A 16,216-nucleotide genomic window follows, 5' to 3' on the forward strand; every position below is an offset into this window, starting at 1 on the left:
CAAGGCGGATTGCCAGCGTCGAGGGAGGCGCGGGGGAGCGGCGAGCGGGAGGAGTGATAGGCTAGCGGCATGAGCGCACAGCACCCGCTGCTCCCGGGCAACGCCCCCGAGGTGGAGGCCGCGTTCCAGGCCGTGCCGGAAGAGATGGTCGCCGAGATCCTCGACGGGGAGCTGCACACGTTCCCGCGGCCGGGGCGGCCGCACACGCGTACGGCGTCGCTCCTGGGCGGAAGCCTCACGGGCCCCTTCGATCGCGGGAGAGGCGGACCTGGCGGCTGGATCATCCTCGACGAGCCCGAGCTCCACCTCGGACCGCGGCCCGACAAGGTCGTCCCCGATCTCGCCGGCTGGCGTCGGGAGCGCATGCCCGACCCGCTCGGCCCGGAGGGCGCGCCCGCGCACTACGACCTCGCGCCCGACTGGGTCTGCGAGGTGATCTCGCCGCGCACCGAGCGCGTCGATCGCGGCAAGAAGATGCGGATCTACCGTCGCGAAGGGGTCCGCCACGCCTGGCTGATCAACCCGGTCGCACAGACCCTCGAGGTGTACCGGCTCGACGACGGCCGGTGGTGGCTGCTCGACACCCACGAGGGCGACGAGGTCGCGCGGGCCGAGCCGTTCGACGCGATCGAGCTGCCGCTCGCCGACCTCTGGGCCAGGTAAGGACGTCCGCCGCGCGGCCCGGCGGCGTGGGCGCGGCGGCGGCCGCTGGCGAGGTCACCCCCCGAGCGGCGCCGGCAGCGCGCCGCCGAAGTCGGCGCGGATCGCGGCCACCCCGTCCGCGCCCGCCGCGAGGCAGGCCGGCGCCGAGCCCGCGTCCACGCCGCCGAGGGCGATGAGCGCGAGCCCGCGCGACGCGGCCGCGAGGCGGGCCCGCGCCTCGCCCAGCGCGGCGAGCCCGAGGGGCGGGCCCTTGCCGGGCGTCGCGAAGATCGGCGAGAGCACGGCCGCGTCTGCCCCGGCCTCCGCCGCGCGGAGCACCTCGTCCACGCCGTGGCAAGCGACCGAGACGAAGACGCCGGCGCCGAGCAGGGCGCGCGCGTCGGCCACCGCGACCGAGCGGCGGCCGAGGTGCACGCCGTCCGCGCCCAGCAGCAGCGCGAGATCCAGGCGGTCGTTGACGACGAACGAGGCGCCGATCGCGGCGGTGGCGTCGCGCAGGCGCCGGCCGAGCGCGTAGAGCGCCGCGCCGGAGAGCTCGGGGTCGCGGAGCTGCACCGCCACCCGGGCGCGGGCCTCGGGGGGCAGGGCGCCGAAGGCCGAGAGCCGCGCGAGCAGGGCCGGCTCCGGCACGTCCGCCGTCTGGGTGATCAGGGTCAACCGCGGGGTGAGCATGGCCGTCCTCCTCCGCCGACGCGCGGCGCGTCAGCGGTCTCCGTCGCCCGGGGCGCGCTCCCCTCCCGGAGCGCCCGGCTCGCCGAGCGCCTCGAGGTCCTGCCGGGCCATCCGGGCGAACCGGCTGGCAGGATACCGCTCGACCAGGAAGCGCAACGTGTCGGCCTGGGCCCGGCGATCGCCGCTCGCCTTGAAGCGCTCGGCCAGGCCGTACAGAGCCTCGCTCGGATCCTCGTACTGGCGATGATCCGGGTCGACGTCGCCCGCGCACTGGTAAGGCGCGCGCGCGAGGGCGGCGAAGATCACGAGCGGGCCGAGGGCCGCGCGGATGCCGGTGAGCACGGGCGCCATTCGCCGATGAACGGGCGCGAGCGTCAAGAGGACGCCGCGCCCGCGGGCCGCCGCGCCCCGCCCGCCCGGGCCGTCAGCTCAGGGGAGGAGCGCCCGGCCGCGCGGCGCCGTTCTCGATCCCGCCCTTCGGGCCCGGGACGCTGAAGGCCGCGTCGCCGACGTCCTGCCCGCCCGCGCTCGGCCGGCGGGCGCTGCGCACCGCGCGCAGGAGCGTGTCGTGGAGGGCGCGCGCGCTGTCGTCCCAGTCGCGCCCGCCGGCGAGCTCCGCGACCCGCGCCGGGTCGTACTCGTGCCGCGCGGCGCGCAGCAGCGCGTCCGCGAGCGCGCCCTTGTCCCCCGGCGGGATGAGCTCGCCGAGCTCCGGGCTGTGGAGGATGTCGGGGATGCCCCCCACGCTCGTCCCCACCACGCGGCGCCCCGAGGCGAGCGCCTCCAGCACGACGTTGGGCGTCCCCTCGTGCAGGCTCGGGAGCACGAGGGCGTCCGAGGCCCCGAGCCACAGCGACACCTGGTCGTGCGGCAGGTAGCCGGTCACCGTCAGCCGGCCGCCCAGCCGGGCGGCGGCGGCCTTGCACGCCTGCTCCTCGGCGCCGCTGCCCACGAGCGTGAGCTCGAGGTCCGGGTGCGCGGGCGCGAGCCGCTCGAACGCCTCGACCAGATCGAGCACCCCCTTGTCCCGGTTCAGGTGGCCGACGAAGACGAACATCTTCGATCCAGGCGACCGGCCGAGCGCCGCGCGCGACTCGGCGCGGCTGCGCGGCTGGAACAGCTTCGCGTCGACGCCGTTCATGATGACGTCGATGCGATCGCGCTGCACGCCGAGCGCCGCGACCCCGTCCGCGAGCTTGCGGCTGACCGCCACCACCCGGGTCGCGCGCGTCAGGCCCCAGCTGAGCGGCCGCCGCAGCCGCGCGTCGCGCGGGATCACGTCGATGTCCGAGCCGTGCACCTTGATCACCACCGGCACCCCGAGCAGCCGCCCCAGGCACACGGCGGCGAAGCCGTCCGGGTAGGCGAAGGCCCCGACGATCACGTCGGGGGACGGGCCGCGCCCGACGAGCTCCGGGAGCATCGACGCCGCGTACAGCGGGCCGTTCAGGGCCGGCGCGACCCTCGGCACGTAGAGATAGCGCGGGTGCCGGACCGGCAGCCCGTCGATGACCTCCTCGCGCGGCGCGCTGGCGCCGACAGGCCACTTCGAGAGCCGCTTGATGCCAGGGAACCACGGGATCGTCGCGAGCACCCGAACGTCGCAGTAACGCGACAGCGCGGCGAACTGCCGACGATTGTACGGCGCCTCGTCCGGGTGTACCGCGTTCGGGAAAATCTTCGTGATAAGCAAAACACGCATCCGCCGCAAGAGCTCCTCCTGTCTGATCGATCCGAGGCAGCGAGCGCGCCGGCAACAGAGGCTTTGGTGCCGGCGCCGTTCGAGGCGTCTCGTTGGGTCTCGTCGGGTATCGTCGCGTCTCGTCGCGTCTCGTCGCGTCCCGTTCAGGCTTGTTGAGGCTCGCTGAGCCTCGCTTCAAGCTCGCTCGGTCTCGCTCAGCCCCGTATTCAGCGCCGGTCCCTGGCTCGTTCCCCCGGACCTTTGCGGCCGCGGCGAGGCCTCCCCGCCGCGCCGCCGGGCGACGAGCTCGTCGAAGAGCCGCACGTGCGCGTCGACCATCGCCTCCAGGCTGAACTGCTCGGCGAACTTCGCGGGGCCGCGCGTGCGCGCGCGCTCGCGGAGCTCCGCGTCGCGGGCGACCCGCGAGAGGTGCTCGACCAGCGCGCCCGGGTCCTTCGGCGGGACGAGGAACCCGTCGACCCCGTGCTCGATGATCTCGGGGACGCCTCCGACGCGGCTCGCCACGATCGGCTTGCCGAGCGCGAGCGCCTCGAGCAGCGCGAGCGGCAGCCCCTCCCAGAGCGACGGGAGCACGTAGGTGTCGAACGCGGAGACGAGCTCGGGGACGTCCGAGCGATACCCGGGGAAGAGCATCCGGTCGCCGAGCCCCGCGTCCCTGGCGCGCTGCTGGAGCTCCCCCCGGAGCGGGCCGTCGCCCGCGACGACGAAGCGCGCCTCCGGGGCGCGCCGCAGCACCTCGGGCGCCGCCTCGATGAGGTAGCGGAGCCCCTTCTGCTCGATGTGCACCACCGCGCACCCGAACACGAACTCCTGCTCGCCGATGCCGAGCTCCGCGCGGATGCGCCCCTGCTGGCCGCTCGTCAGGGCCCGGGCGAAGCGCGTCCCGTCGATGCCGTTGTGGATGACCCGGACCGGCGCGCGGACCTTCACGTCGTCGACGAGGATGCGCTTCAGGTCGTGCGAGACCGCGACCATCTCGTCGGCGAGGTAAGCGTAGTAGCCGAACTTGCGCCGATCGAACCCCTTCGCCCGGTTGATCTGGTTGTGCTCCGAGTAGACGACCAGCGGCCGATTCCGGAGCAGGCGCGCCGCGAGGCCGGCGAAGATGAGCGGAGCCCGGTTGTGGACGTGGACGATATCCACGGAGCGCTGGTGGAAGAAGCGCCGGATCCAGAGGATCGCCTCGGGATCGCTCTTGAGGCCGGGCAGCACCGGCCGGAGATCCTTCGTGATCACGAGGCACTTGGAGCGGGGGAGCTTCACCTCCGAGAAGAGCCGCCCCTCGCCGTCGAGGCAGATCAGCGAGAGGTCGAAGCCCTGGTCGCCGAGCCGATCGAGGAGGCTCAGCACCACCTTCTCGAGCCCGCCTACCTCGAGGTTGTTCACGACCATGCAGACGTTGGGCTTGCTCATATTCTCCTGAGCGGACCGTCAGGCGCCGCGGTCGTCCTCGGAGCGCCCAGTCGCGCCACGACAGAGGTGTCGACCGTGCGATGAGCGTTCCGTGTCATTGTGACTCAGGGTTGTGAGCGTATCATGACCCCGGCGTGCTGTTCGTTTGACTTCGCACATCGCGACGCCGCGCGCCGCACACCGCTCCCCCGCAGCGCGCTCTCCCGTAGCGCGCTCTCCCGTAGCGCGCCGCTCCCCGCGGCGCAGGGCCTGCCGCCCGCGGCGCAGCGGGGCGCCCCCGCCGCGCTCTACAGCCCGGCGATCTTGCCCTGCTCCGGCGAGGACGCCGTCGCGTAGAGCTTCTTCGGCATCCGTCCCGCGAGGTAGGCCATCCGCCCGGCCCTCACCGCGTCCCGCATCGCCTGCGCCATCAGGATCGGGTCCCGCGCGCCCGCGATGGCCGTGTTCATCAACACCCCATCACACCCGAGCTCCATCGCCACCGCGGCGTCGCTCGCCGTCCCGACGCCCGCGTCCACGATCACCGGCACCTTCGCCGTCTCGCGGATGATCATCAGGTTGTACGGGTTCCGGATGCCGAGCCCGCTCCCGATCGGCGCGGCCAGGGGCATCACGGCCGCGCACCCGATGTCCTCCAGCTTCCGACAGACGATCGGGTCATCCATGCAGTAAGGCAGCACCGTGAAGCCCTCCTTGACCAGGATCTTCGCCGCCTCCAGCGTCGCCTCGTTGTCCGGGAACAGCGTCCGTTCGTCGCCGATGACCTCGAGCTTCACGAGGTCCGACAGCCCGAGCTCGCGCGCGAGCCGGCAGGTGCGGACCGCGTCCTCGACGGTGTAGCAGCCCGCCGTGTTCGGCAGGATCGTGACGCGCCGCTGCTGGAGCAGCGACATCATCGACCCCTCGCCCCGGTCCTTCAGGTTCACGCGGCGGAGGGCCACCGTGACCACCTCCGCGCCGGACGCCTCGAGCGCGCGACGGGTCTCCTCCAGGTCCTTGTACTTGCCCGTCCCCACGAAGAGGCGGGAAGTGAACGTGTGTCTGCCGATCGTGAACGCGTCGCTCGTCATCGCAGGCTCCTCGGGTCTCGACCCAGACGATCTAGCTAGTCGGACCGGGACACAGGGTCCAGCACGACCGCGCCGCGGGCTTCCGGCGTGCCCCGCTCGCCAGCATGGTATCGTTGCCCCTATGTCTCCCAGAGCCTCGCTCATAGCCCTCCTCTTCGCGTTGCCACCCGCGGTCACCCTCGCGCCGGGGGGCGACGCCGCCCCAGCAGCCGGGGTGAGCCCCGGCGCGCTCCTGTCCGGCCCGCGCGCCGCGCAGGCGGCCGTCGCCATCCAGCTCTCGCTGGACGAGCTCGTCGCCGCCGCCTCGTACGTCGTGGTCGCGACCGCGACCGAGCAGTACAGCCGGTGGGAGGAGCTCGGCGGGGCCAAGAGGATCGTGACGTATACCCGCCTGTCGATCGACCGGACGGTGGCCGGACAGCCCGACGCCGACGTGTGGGTGAGGACGCTCGGGGGCATCGTCGGGGACATCGGACAGCACGTGGCCGGCGACGCGCAGCTCAGGGTCGGCGCGCAGGCGATGGTCTTCGTGTCCCGGGCGAGCTCCGCGCTCGTCGTGTCCGGGATGGCCCAGGGCCACTACCCCATCGTCGACGCCGAGGAGACGCAGCGGATCGCCGGCGCGCCGCGCATCGCCGTGCGGCGGCTGGCCGCGAGCCCGTCCAGCGGGACCGTCCTGGCCCGGCCCGGCCCCGCGATCTCGGCGCGCGAGCAGCTCGTCGGCGCGACGGTCGACGCGGCGATCGACGCGGTGAGCCGCGCCTGGAAGGCGAAGCATGCGCAGCAGTGACCTCGCGCCCGCAACACGGAGAGAGCGCGCCCGCGCCCGCGCCCGCGCCGTCGCCTCGTTCACGCTCGTCGCCGCGGCGCTCGCCATTCCCCGGGCCGCCCTGGCGTACTGCCGCACCAGCGTCTGTCCCGAGACCCAGTCGACCGCGGCCGTCTGCAACCCGCAGCAGGCGACCGACTGCGGTATCCCCCTCGCCTGGCCGTCGCCGTGCGTCAGCTACTCGCTCCAGGAAGACGCCTCGCACCAGGTCACGCTCGCGGAGGCCGAGGCGATCTTCGAGCAGGCGTTCGCCACGTGGACCGCGGCCGACTGCGGCGGCGGGGCGACCCCGCGCATGGAGGTCACCTACCTCGGCCCGATCTCGTGCGACGCGCACGAGTACAACCAGCGCAAGGGGAACGCGAACATCATCACGTTCCGGGACGACGGCTGGCCGTACGGGAGCGGCGGGAGCACCCTCGCGCTCACGACCGTCACCTACAACCTCAAGAACGGCGAGATCTACGACGCCGACATGGAGATCAACTCGTTCGACGTGACGCTCTCGATGGGCGACGACGACGTCTCGTTCGACCTCCTGAGCATCGCCACGCACGAGGCCGGCCACTTCCTCGGGCTCTCGCACTCGGCCGACGTCGGCGCGACCATGTACGCCGACTACCGGCCGGAGAGCACGATGCTCCGCGACCTCGACGACGACGACCGCGCGGGGATCTGCTCGGTGTACCCGCCCGGGGAGCCGGTCGAGGCGTGCGACCCCACGCCGCGCCACGGCTTCTCCGACCTGTGCGCCGAAGATCAGCCCGCCCCGAAGGAGGGCGGCGGCTGCGCCGCGGCCCCGTCGCCGGGCGGCGGCGGCGGCGGGCTCCTCGCCGCGGCGGTCGCGTCGCTCGGCGCGCTCGCGCGGGCGCGGCGCGGCAGGGCGGCGCGCCCGGGCCGGGAGAGGGCCCGCTGAGCCAGGATCCCCCCGTCCTCGTCGAGCGCGAAGGCGATCTCGCCCGGCTCGTCGAGCGCGCGGCGCGCGCCGACGCGCTCGCGGTCGACGTGGAGGCCAACGGGCTGTTCGCGTACCGCCCGCGGCTCTGCACGGTCCAGCTCGCCTTCCGCGAGGGCGACGGCTTCGCGGTCGCGGTCGTCGACGCGCTCCGCGCGCCGGTCGCGCCGCTCGCGCCGCTCCTCGGGGCCGCGGGGCCGCCCAAGGTGCTGCACGACCTCACCTTCGACGCGCGCATGCTCGCCGAGGCGGGCGCGCCGCTCGCCGGCGTGCGCGACACCTCGGTCGCCGCGCGCATGCTGGGGCGCGCGGCGACGGGGCTCGCGGCGCTCGCCTCGACGGAGCTCGGCGTGAAGATCGACAAGCAGCTCCAGCAGCACGACTGGGGGCGCAGGCCGCTCGCGGACGCCGAGCTGCGCTACCTGGCCGACGACGTGCTCCACCTGCTCCCGCTCGACGCGCGGCTCGCGGAGCACGTCCGCGCGCTCGGGATCGAGGACGAGATCGCGGAGGAGTGCGCCTACAAGCTGGCGGCCGCCCTCGGCCCGCCGCGCGATCCGCGGCCGGCGTACGCGCGCATCAAGGGGGCCCAGGCGCTCGACCCGGAGGGCCGCGCGATCCTCCGGCGGCTCGTCCTGGCGCGCGACGCCGCCGCCGAGGAGGCCGACCTGCCCGCCTTCAAGATCGTCGCCGGCGAGGCGCTCCTCGAGCTCGCGCAGCGGAGGCCGACCCGGGCCGACGACGTGCGCGCCGTCCGCGGGGCCGCGGCGGGCCGCGCGGCCGGCCTCGTCGCCGCGTGGCTCCGCGCCATCGAGCAGGGGCGCAGCGACGGCGACGTGCCGGAGGACGAGCGCGCCCTCTTCGCGCAGACCCGCCCGTCCCGGAGGGAGCTCTCCGTCCGGCGCGCGATGGAGACCCGGATCGCGGCGTGGCGCAGGGCCGAGGCGAAGGCGCGGCAGGTCGACGAGCAGGTCGTGCTGCCAGGGCACTGCGCGCAGGATCTCGTGGAGATCGCGCTCGCAGGGGGCCACGGCGGCGCGGTCGCCGACGCGATCGCGCGCGTCCCGGGGCTCGGCGCGCGCCGGCTCGCGCGCTACGGCGCCGCGCTCGCGGCGCTGGTGACCGCGGCGCTGGCGAGCGAGCCGCCCGCCGCGGCGGTGTAGCTGCGAGGGCGCGTACGCGCCGCCGCGTAAGCCGGCGCGCCGCGCGATCCGCGCGCGCGCCGCCCGGTCGACAGACGCGCCGCGCGATGGAATAGCAGGGGCCCATGCCCTGGAACGATCATCCCAAGGGTTCGAAGCGGCTCCGCATCTTGCCGGCGGCGAGGTGGTGGATCCGCGCCGCGCTCGCCTTCGCGTTCGTCTTCGGGTGCGTCCTCCTGGGCGCGAGCGCCGGGGAGCTGTCCCCGCCGCCTCCCCCCTCGGCGCCGCCGGCGGCGGCGAACGCCGAAGCCGGCGTCGATCCCGAGGTGCTCCCGGTCGCCCCCGACTCGCCGCGGGCCTCGATGCGCGCCTTCTTCGAGCTCTGTCGCGCGGGCAACTACGCCGAGGCCGCGCGCTACCTCGACCTGCCGCCGAGGGCGGACGGCGCGGCGCTCGCGCAGAAGCTCAAGGCGGTGCTCGACCGGCACGACTGGCTCGACCTGGAGACGATCTCGCCGCACGCGCAGGGGAACACGGAGGACAACCTCGGGGCCGGCGTGGAGCAGATCGCCAGGATCCCGACGCGGACCGGGTACCAGCCGGTGCGCCTGGTGCGGCGCACGACCCCCGACGGCGTGCGCTGGATCTTCTCGCGCGCGACCGTGGAGCGCGTCGACGACTGGTACGCGCGGCTCGAGGACCGATGGCTGCGCGACCACCTGCCGCCGGCGCTCTTGCGCCCGGGGCCGCGCGAGCTGCTCTGGTGGCAGTGGCTCGCGCTGCCGGTCTTCGCGCTCGCCGGCTGGCTCGTCGGCGCGGTGCTGAGCTTCCTCCTCCGCGCCCTGCTCCGCCGCCTCGTCGTCCGGACGGAGTCCCCGCTCGACGACGCGCTCCTCGAGGGCACGCGCGGCCCGCTCACGTTCGCGGCGGCGCTGCTCGCCGTCGAGATCGCGCTCCCGTGGCTCGGGCTCTACGCGCCGGCCGAGGCGTTCCTCGACAAGGTGGTGCGCGCCGGCGTCTTCGTCGCCGTCTTCTGGTTCGCCCTCCGGGCGATCGACGCCGTCGGCGGCCGCCTGCTCGCCGCCCCCGCGACGCGCGACAACCCCGCGGCGCGCTCGCTCGTGCCGCTCATGGGGCGGATCGCGAAGGTCTCGCTCGTGATCGTCGGCGCGATCGCCGTGCTATCCGAGCTCGGCTACCCGGTGGCAAGCCTCCTCGCCGGCCTCGGCATCGGCGGCGTCGCGCTCGCCCTCGCCGCGCAGAAGACGGTGGAGAACCTCTTCGGCTCGGTCTCGATCGGCATCGACCGGCCGTTCCAGGTCGGCGATTTCGTGAAGGTGGACGCGCTGCTCGGCACGGTCGAGACCATCGGCCTCCGCTCGACCCGGATCCGCACGCTCGACCGGACGATCGTCACGATCCCGAACGGCAAGCTGGCCGATCTCCAGATCGAGTCGTACACGGCGCGCGACCGGATGCGCCTCGCCTGCGTGCTGGGCCTCGTCCACGAGACCACGCCCGAGCAGCTCCGCGCGGTCCTCGAGGGGTGCGAGCGCGCGCTGCGGGCGCACCCGAAGATCTGGCCCGACGACGTCGTGGTGCGCTTCGTCGGCGTCGGCCCCTCGTCGCTCGACGTCGAGGTGATGGCCTGGTTCCAGACGACGGACTTCGGCGAGTTCCGGACCATGCGTCAGGAGATGCTGATCACCTTCCTGGAGCTCATCGCCTCGGCCGGGTCGCGGCTCGCGCACCCGACGCAGACGCTCCACGTCGCGACGCGCGGCGGGGAGCGCCCGCGGCCCGAGGCGGGCGACGGCGTCGGCCCGGCTAGCGGGCGGCGGGAGCCGCGGCAGGCGCCATCGGCTGGAGCCCCGCCTTCTCGATGAGCGCGCGGTCCTCGTCCGGGCCCGGGTTCGGCGTCGTGAGCAGCTTGTCTCCGTAGAAGATCGAGTTCGCCCCCGCGTACATGCAGAGCAGCTGCGCCTCGCGCGAGAGCTCCGTCCGGCCGGCGGACAGGCGCACCATCGCGCGCGGCATCATGAGCCGCGCGACGGCGATCATGCGGACGAACTCGATCGGGTCCACGGGCGGCAGGCTCTCCAGCGGCGTGCCCGGCGAGCGCACGAGGGCGTTGATCGGCACGCTCTCCGGGTGCGGGTCGAGGCGCGCGAGCTCGACGAGCATCTCGCAGCGGTCGGCGATCGACTCGCCCATGCCGATGATGCCGCCCGAGCAGACGGTGATGCCCGCGCGCCGGACGTTGCGCAGTGTGACGAGCCGCTCGTCGTACGTGCGCGTCGAGATGATCGATTTGTAGGCCTTCCGGGACGTGTCGAGGTTGTGGTTGTACGCGTCGAGGCCGGCCTCTTTCAGGCGGCGCGCCTGGTCGTCGGTGAGCATGCCGAGGGTGCAGCACGCCTCGAGGCCGAGCGCCTTCACGCCGCGCACCATGTCGAGGACGCGCTCGAAGGCGGGGCCGTCCTTCACCTCGCGCCACGCGGCGCCCATGCAGAACCTCGTCGAGCCGCCGGCGCGGGCGCGCTCGGCGGCCGAGAGGACGGCGCCGACGTCGAGCATGCGCTCCGGCCCGACCTCGGTCTCGTAGTGGCTCGATTGCGGGCAGTAGGCGCAATCCTCGGGGCAGCCGCCCGTCTTGACGCTGAGCAGGGTGCAGAGCTGCACCTCGTGCTCGCCGTGGAACGCGCGGTGGACCGAGCGCGCGCGGTCGATCAGCTCGAAGAGCGGGAGATCGTGCAGGGCGACCGCCTGCTCGACCGTCCAGTCGTGGCGGACCCCGCCCGTCGCCGGGGCGCTCCCGTTCGGTTCCTTGCGCCCACCGTTGTGCTCCGCCGCTTCCCGTTCGATCCCGTCGAGCATGGGCTCCGCTCATACCCAGGCTTGGGTCGCCGCTGCAAGCGAGGCGCGAAGGAGGGGCCGGGGGTTGCGCGGCGAAGGAGGGGGTGAGGCGCAAAGGAGGCGTGGCGGCGGTGATCGCAGCGCCGCCGCCGTGGGGGGCAGCGCCGCCGCCGTGGGGGTGGAGCGCCCCGGCGCGGCGGCGAGGGCTCCTGGTGAGCGGAGGAGGGCTTCCGGCGCGGGCCGGAAGCTTCCGGCGCGGCAACGAAGCCTTCCGGCGCCGGCGCGAAGGCTTCCGTCGCGGGCCGGAGGCTTCCGGCGCGGAGCGGGAGGCCTGATTTGCCGGGGATCTGACCCTCCGGCGCGCCACGGAGGCCGTCGAGGGCGGGGCCGGCGCCGCTAAGTACGCGAAATGTCGTGCTCCGGAGCGCGACGAAGGGCTTCGTTTCCGTGACGGAAGCTTCCGGAGCGCGACGGAAGCTTCCGGAGCGCCCCCGAGACCTTCGCGCCGGCGCACGAAGGTCTCGGGGGCGCGCTGCGTGCCGCGGTTCGTGTGCGTGAGCGCTTCGCCGGGGGCGCGGCCGCCTCGCCCGCGGGTGCGGCGGCCTTCGGCCAGCAGCCGTGTGCGACGTCGAGGTCGGGAAGGTGCGTGACCAGCTCTCGAACGCGAAAGGCGCTGAAGGACCTGGATGGAGACGTGGCCCGGGTCGAGCCCATCTTGGAGCAGGGCGCGAAGTTTGATGAGCCGAACCTCACGGTTCGGGACGGCTATCTGTTCAACTGGAAGACGGGCGAGAGACTGACCCCGATAGATTCGTCATCATCCCTGTTCCCTCTCCCGTCTTCCCTCTCCCGTCTTCCCGTCTCCCCTCTTCGCACGCGCACGAAAGACGGGAGACGGATGACGAATGCCGACGAAGAACCGCGACCCATCGACTACAGCGCCGTCACCGCCTTCGCCGTCTCCTTCGCGATCGCCCCCTGGCCGACGAGCTGACGCAGGTGCGCCTCGAAGGTCTGCATCCCGTACGGCGTGACCCCCTTCTCCATCAGCTCGCGCAGCGAAGGGCTCCCCTCCGGGCGGCGGATCGCCTCGCGCACCGCGGCCGTCGCGACCAGCACCTCCGAGGCCAGGACCTCCCCCGCGCCGTCGCGGCGGGGCAAGAGGCGCTGCGCGACCGCGCCCTGGAAGCAGTCGGCCAGCCGATCGCGCACCTCGCTCGGGCTCTTGCCGAGCGCCACCAGCCGCCCGAGCGTGCGCGTGATGTCCGGCGTGTGCACGGCCGCGAGCACGAGGTGCCCGGTCTCGGCGGCGTGCAGCGCGAGATCGAGCGACTCGCCGTCGCGCAGCGCGCTGAGCATCACGACGTCCGGGTCCTGCCGCAGCGCCGAGCGCAGCCCGGTCGGGAAATCCGACGTGTCGACGCCGATCTCGCGCTGGCTGATGCTGGAGCGGTTGTCCTCGTGCACGTGCTCGATGGGGTCCTCGAGGGTGACGATGTGCCGCGGCAAGGTCGCGTTGATCTGCCCGATGAACGCGGCGAGCGTCGTGCTCTTGCCGCTGCCCGCCGTGCCCGCGACAAGGATGAGGCCGTGGTCGTGCTCCACCATCGCCCGCACGGCCGAGGGCACGCCCAGCTCCTCGAACGTGGGGACCTTGAGCGGGATGCTGCGCAGCACGATCGCGAGCGAGCCGCGCTGGCGGTAGATGTTGACCCGGAACCGGCCGAGCCCCGGGACGACGTACGCGGCGTCGAGCTCCTGGAGCGTGGCGAGCAGCTCGCGCGAAGGCCTGCCCGCGAGCAGCACCCGCGCCGCGGCCTCGCTGTCCTCGGGGCGGATCCGGTCGACCCGGAAGTAGACCATGTCGCCGCGCACCCGCGCGCCCGGCGGCTGACCGACCTTCAGGTGAATGTCGCTGGCGTGGGCGGCAAGCGCCTTGCCGAGGAGCTGATGGAGGAAGGCCTCGGAGGTGTACGGCGTCGTCACGGGGGGGAAGGTACCAAAAGGGACCCCAACCGGCCCAAAGGGCGGCGGGACGATCCGGCGGCGCGGGCGCCGCGCTGGACGGCCGCGCTGGACGGCCGCGCGGGCGCCGCGCCGACGGCCGCGCGGGCACCCAAGCGCGCGCAGCCGCGCCAGCCGTCAGGGCCGCGGCGCCTGGGCTCCCGCGGAGCCCGCGTCGGACCCCTCCGGATCCAGATCCGCGGGAATATCGCGAGGATCGACGAGCCCCCTCTCGGCGAGGGCGCGCGCCGCGGAGATCGCGAGCGCGCGCTGCTCCGCGGGGAGGTCGCGCCTGCCCGACAGCTCGACCAGCGCCGCGGCCGCGGCGCGCGCCCCGTCCGGGTCGAGCGGCTCGCGCGGGCGCGGCGGGCGACCGGCGATCCCGAGCAGCGCCTCGAGCAGGGGCGTCAGCGACGGCCCGGACGCCGCGCGGGCACGCTCGGCGAGCGGCGCGAGCGCGAGATCGGCGTCGTCGGCGTACGGGAGCGCGCCCAGGGCCGTGAGCGCGATGTCGCCGCCGTCCTCCAGCGCGGCGAGGAGCCCCGTCGCGCCCTCGGCCTCGGCGAGCCGGGCGCGCTCGAGCGGGTCGTCCCCGGCGGCGAGGCGCCAGCGCGGATCCGTGAGACGAGGGCTCGGCGGTCGCGGCGCCGCCGACGCCGCCGACGAGGCAGCGGGCGAGGAGGGCGACGAGGGGGCGCTCGTGGAGGTCGCGCTCTCGCGGCGGCACGCGAGGGGGGCGAGGACGACGAGCGCGAGCGAGGCGACGAGGACCGGGCGCGCGAGGCGCCGCGACAGGGATGCGACGGGGACCGCGCGCGCGAGGCGACGCGACAGGGCCGCGACGAGGACCGCGCGCGGGCAGGCAGACGCGCGCGCGCCTGCCTCCGCGCGGGGGAGGCCTTCGCGTCCCCTCCCCCGCCTCACCGCTGCCCCCGCCTCACGGTTGATCGATGAGCGAGAGCGACCGCTTCGTGGGCGCGTTCTCGGTCTCCGGCCGATCCTGCCGCGCGTTGTACTCGTCGACCACGCGGTTGATGTGCATCGAGCAGAACTTCGGCCCGCACATCGAGCAGAACTCCGAGGTCTTGAAGTACTCCTGCGGGAGCGTCTCGTCGTGCATCGCCTGCGCCGTCTCCGGATCGAGCGAGAGCGCGAACTGCTGCTTCCAGTCGAAGGCGTAGCGGGCGCGGCTCAGCGCGTCGTCGCGATCCCGCGCGCCGGGGCGCTTGCGCGCCACGTCCGCGGCATGCGCGGCGATCTTGTAGGCGATGAGGCCCTGCTTCACGTCCTCCGGGTTCGGCAGGCCGAGGTGCTCCTTCGGCGTCACGTAGCAGAGCATCGCGGCGCCCGCGAAGCCGGCCATCGTGGCGCCGATGCAGCTCGTGATGTGGTCGTAGCCGGGCGCGAAGTCGGTGACGAGCGGGCCGAGCACGTAGAACGGCGCCTCGTGGCAGAGCTCCATCTCCTTCTGCACGTTCATCGCGATCTGATCGAACGGCACGTGCCCGGGGCCCTCGATCATGACCTGCACGTCCTTCTCCCAGGCGCGCTTCGTGAGCTCGCCGAGCGTCTTCAGCTCGGCGAACTGCGCCGCGTCGCTCGCGTCGTGGAGGCAGCCGGGGCGGAGGCCGTCGCCGGCCGAGATCGTGACGTCGTACTTGGCGCAGACCTCGAGCACCTTGTCCCAGTGCGTGTAGAACGGGTTCTGCTTGTGGTGCTCGATCATCCACTGCGCCATGATCGAGCCGCCGCGCGAGACGATGCCGGTGATGCGGCCCTTCACGAGCGGCAGGTGCTCGAGCAGCACGCCCGCGTGGATCGTGAAGTAGTCGACCCCCTGCTTCGCCTGGTGCTCGAGCATGTCGATGAGATCGTCGGCCGTCATCTTGGCCGTGCCCTTGCAAACCTCGAGCGCCTGGTAGATCGGCACCGTGCCGATCGGCACCGGGGAGTCGGCGATGATCGCCCGGCGGATGCCGTCGATGTCGCCGCCGGTCGACAGGTCCATCACGGTGTCGGCGCCGTACTTGACGGCGTAGCGCAGCTTCTCGAGCTCGCCGTTCACGTCGCTCGTCGTCTGGCTGTTCCCGATGTTCGCGTTCACCTTGCAGAGCGACGCGATGCCGATGCACATCGGCTCGAGGTTCAGGTGGTTTTTGTTGGCGGGGATGATCATCCGGCCGCGCGCGACCTCGCTGCGGATGAGCTCGGGCGCGAGGCTCTCACGGCGGGCGACGTACTCCATCTCCTCCGTGACGATGCCCTTCCGCGCGAAGTGCATCTGGCTCTGGTTGGGGCTCCCGGCGCGCTTGCTCACCCATTCGGTCCGCAACATCGACGACCTCGCTTTCGAGGGGGGCGGTGTAGGTCGCGACCGCGCGCGACGCAAGCCTCGCGTCGCGCCGGGCCGCCCGCCCCGAGCGGCAGACGCGGGCCTGCGGCCGCGCTCAGGGCGACGGCGGCGGCGGCTCGGGCAGCTCGGTCATCATGCCGAGCGTCTGCGCGCCCGCCGCCTTCGCGCCGTCGAGCACCTCGACGACGGTGCCGTAGACGGCGGCGTCGTCCGCGACCACGAAGACGATCCGGTCCTGCGGCCTGCTCTGGCGCTCGAGGAGCGGCCTGAGCTTGCCGACGAGATCGGCGCGCTCGACCCGCTCGTCGTTCACCATCAGCTCGCCCTGCGCGTTCACCCGGACGACCAGCTGGTCGGGCGGCGGGGGGGTGTCCTCCTTGACCTGCTCGGTGTCCGGCACCCGCACGCCGATGTCCTTCTCGAGCAGCGGCGTCACGACCATGAAAATGATCAGCAGCACCAGCACGACGTCGACGAGCGGCGTCACGTTGATGTCGGAGTTCAGCGGCACCGCCGGCTTCACGACGAACTTCCTCTTCGCGCGCGCGCTCATCGCC

The 16,216-nt window shown here is 73.7% G+C and carries 15 protein-coding genes; 5 read left to right on the forward strand and 10 right to left on the reverse strand.

The window, feature by feature from the left end; genetic code table 11:
- Positions 1-69 precede the first annotated feature (69 nt).
- Positions 70-663 carry a Uma2 family endonuclease gene (locus NQZ70_RS26885; RefSeq protein WP_129576763.1) on the forward strand — a complete coding sequence of 198 codons (594 nt, stop codon included), beginning with the start codon at positions 70-72 and terminating at the stop codon, positions 661-663.
- 54 nt (positions 664-717) lie between these two features.
- On the opposite strand, the gene NQZ70_RS26890 is transcribed toward NQZ70_RS26885, so the two are convergent.
- The 5 genes from NQZ70_RS26890 to NQZ70_RS26910 form a co-directional block, all read right to left on the reverse strand.
- On the reverse strand, positions 718-1,335 hold the full coding sequence (locus NQZ70_RS26890; protein WP_129576764.1) for a thiamine phosphate synthase: 618 nt from the start codon (positions 1,333-1,335) through the stop codon (positions 718-720).
- A 30-nt stretch (positions 1,336-1,365) separates the two neighbouring features.
- Entirely contained in the window at positions 1,366-1,686 is a 321-nt protein-coding gene (locus tag NQZ70_RS26895; protein WP_129576765.1) for a tol-pal system YbgF family protein, read from the reverse strand.
- Between the two features lie 73 nt (positions 1,687-1,759).
- Positions 1,760-3,037 (reverse strand): glycosyltransferase family 4 protein, encoded by a 1,278-nt coding sequence (locus NQZ70_RS26900; protein WP_237244091.1) that lies wholly within the window; start codon positions 3,035-3,037, stop codon positions 1,760-1,762.
- 174 nt (positions 3,038-3,211) lie between these two features.
- Complete coding sequence (locus tag NQZ70_RS26905) at positions 3,212-4,450, reverse strand: glycosyltransferase (RefSeq protein WP_129576766.1); 1,239 nt, start codon at positions 4,448-4,450, stop codon at positions 3,212-3,214.
- A gap of 287 nt (positions 4,451-4,737) precedes the next feature.
- On the reverse strand, positions 4,738-5,520 hold the full coding sequence (locus tag NQZ70_RS26910; RefSeq protein ID WP_129576767.1) for a thiazole synthase: 783 nt from the start codon (positions 5,518-5,520) through the stop codon (positions 4,738-4,740).
- Between the two features lie 214 nt (positions 5,521-5,734).
- On the opposite strand from NQZ70_RS26910, the gene NQZ70_RS26915 reads away from it, so the two are divergent.
- From NQZ70_RS26915 to NQZ70_RS26930, 4 genes are all read left to right on the forward strand, one after another.
- Entirely contained in the window at positions 5,735-6,310 is a 576-nt protein-coding gene (locus NQZ70_RS26915; protein WP_237244092.1) for a hypothetical protein, read from the forward strand.
- Positions 6,297-7,265, forward strand: a complete 969-nt coding sequence (locus tag NQZ70_RS26920; protein ID WP_129576769.1) for a matrixin family metalloprotease — start codon at positions 6,297-6,299, stop codon at positions 7,263-7,265. The genes NQZ70_RS26915 and NQZ70_RS26920 overlap by 14 nt, the downstream gene beginning before the upstream one ends.
- Complete coding sequence (locus tag NQZ70_RS26925; RefSeq protein ID WP_129581594.1) at positions 7,262-8,467, forward strand: ribonuclease D; 1,206 nt, start codon at positions 7,262-7,264, stop codon at positions 8,465-8,467. Before NQZ70_RS26920 ends, NQZ70_RS26925 begins: the two co-directional genes overlap by 4 nt.
- Positions 8,468-8,571: 104 nt before the next feature.
- The gene (locus NQZ70_RS26930; RefSeq protein ID WP_129576770.1) at positions 8,572-10,332 is read left to right on the forward strand and encodes a mechanosensitive ion channel family protein; all 1,761 of its coding nucleotides are present in this window, start codon (positions 8,572-8,574) and stop codon (positions 10,330-10,332) included.
- Here NQZ70_RS26930 and bioB read toward each other — a convergent pair.
- From bioB to NQZ70_RS26955, 5 genes are all read right to left on the reverse strand, one after another.
- Positions 10,274-11,323: a biotin synthase BioB gene (gene bioB / locus NQZ70_RS26935; protein ID WP_129576771.1), complete on the reverse strand. Its 1,050-nt coding sequence runs from the start codon at positions 11,321-11,323 to the stop codon at positions 10,274-10,276. The genes NQZ70_RS26930 and bioB overlap by 59 nt on opposite strands.
- Positions 11,324-12,235: 912 nt before the next feature.
- The gene (locus NQZ70_RS26940) at positions 12,236-13,288 is read right to left on the reverse strand and encodes a type IV pilus twitching motility protein PilT (RefSeq protein ID WP_129576772.1); all 1,053 of its coding nucleotides are present in this window, start codon (positions 13,286-13,288) and stop codon (positions 12,236-12,238) included.
- Positions 13,289-13,444: 156 nt separating this feature from the next.
- Complete coding sequence (locus NQZ70_RS26945; RefSeq protein WP_129576773.1) at positions 13,445-14,230, reverse strand: thiamine biosynthesis protein; 786 nt, start codon at positions 14,228-14,230, stop codon at positions 13,445-13,447.
- Between the two features lie 13 nt (positions 14,231-14,243).
- Complete coding sequence (gene thiC, locus NQZ70_RS26950; RefSeq protein ID WP_237245677.1) at positions 14,244-15,638, reverse strand: phosphomethylpyrimidine synthase ThiC; 1,395 nt, start codon at positions 15,636-15,638, stop codon at positions 14,244-14,246.
- Positions 15,639-15,753: 115 nt separating this feature from the next.
- Positions 15,754-16,212 (reverse strand): biopolymer transporter ExbD, encoded by a 459-nt coding sequence (locus NQZ70_RS26955; protein WP_020737070.1) that lies wholly within the window; start codon positions 16,210-16,212, stop codon positions 15,754-15,756.
- Positions 16,213-16,216: the final 4 nt, after the last annotated feature.

The organism is Sorangium sp. So ce836 (genome assembly GCF_028553905.1).
Lineage (GTDB): Bacteria > Myxococcota_A > Polyangia > Polyangiales > Polyangiaceae > Sorangium > Sorangium cellulosum_D.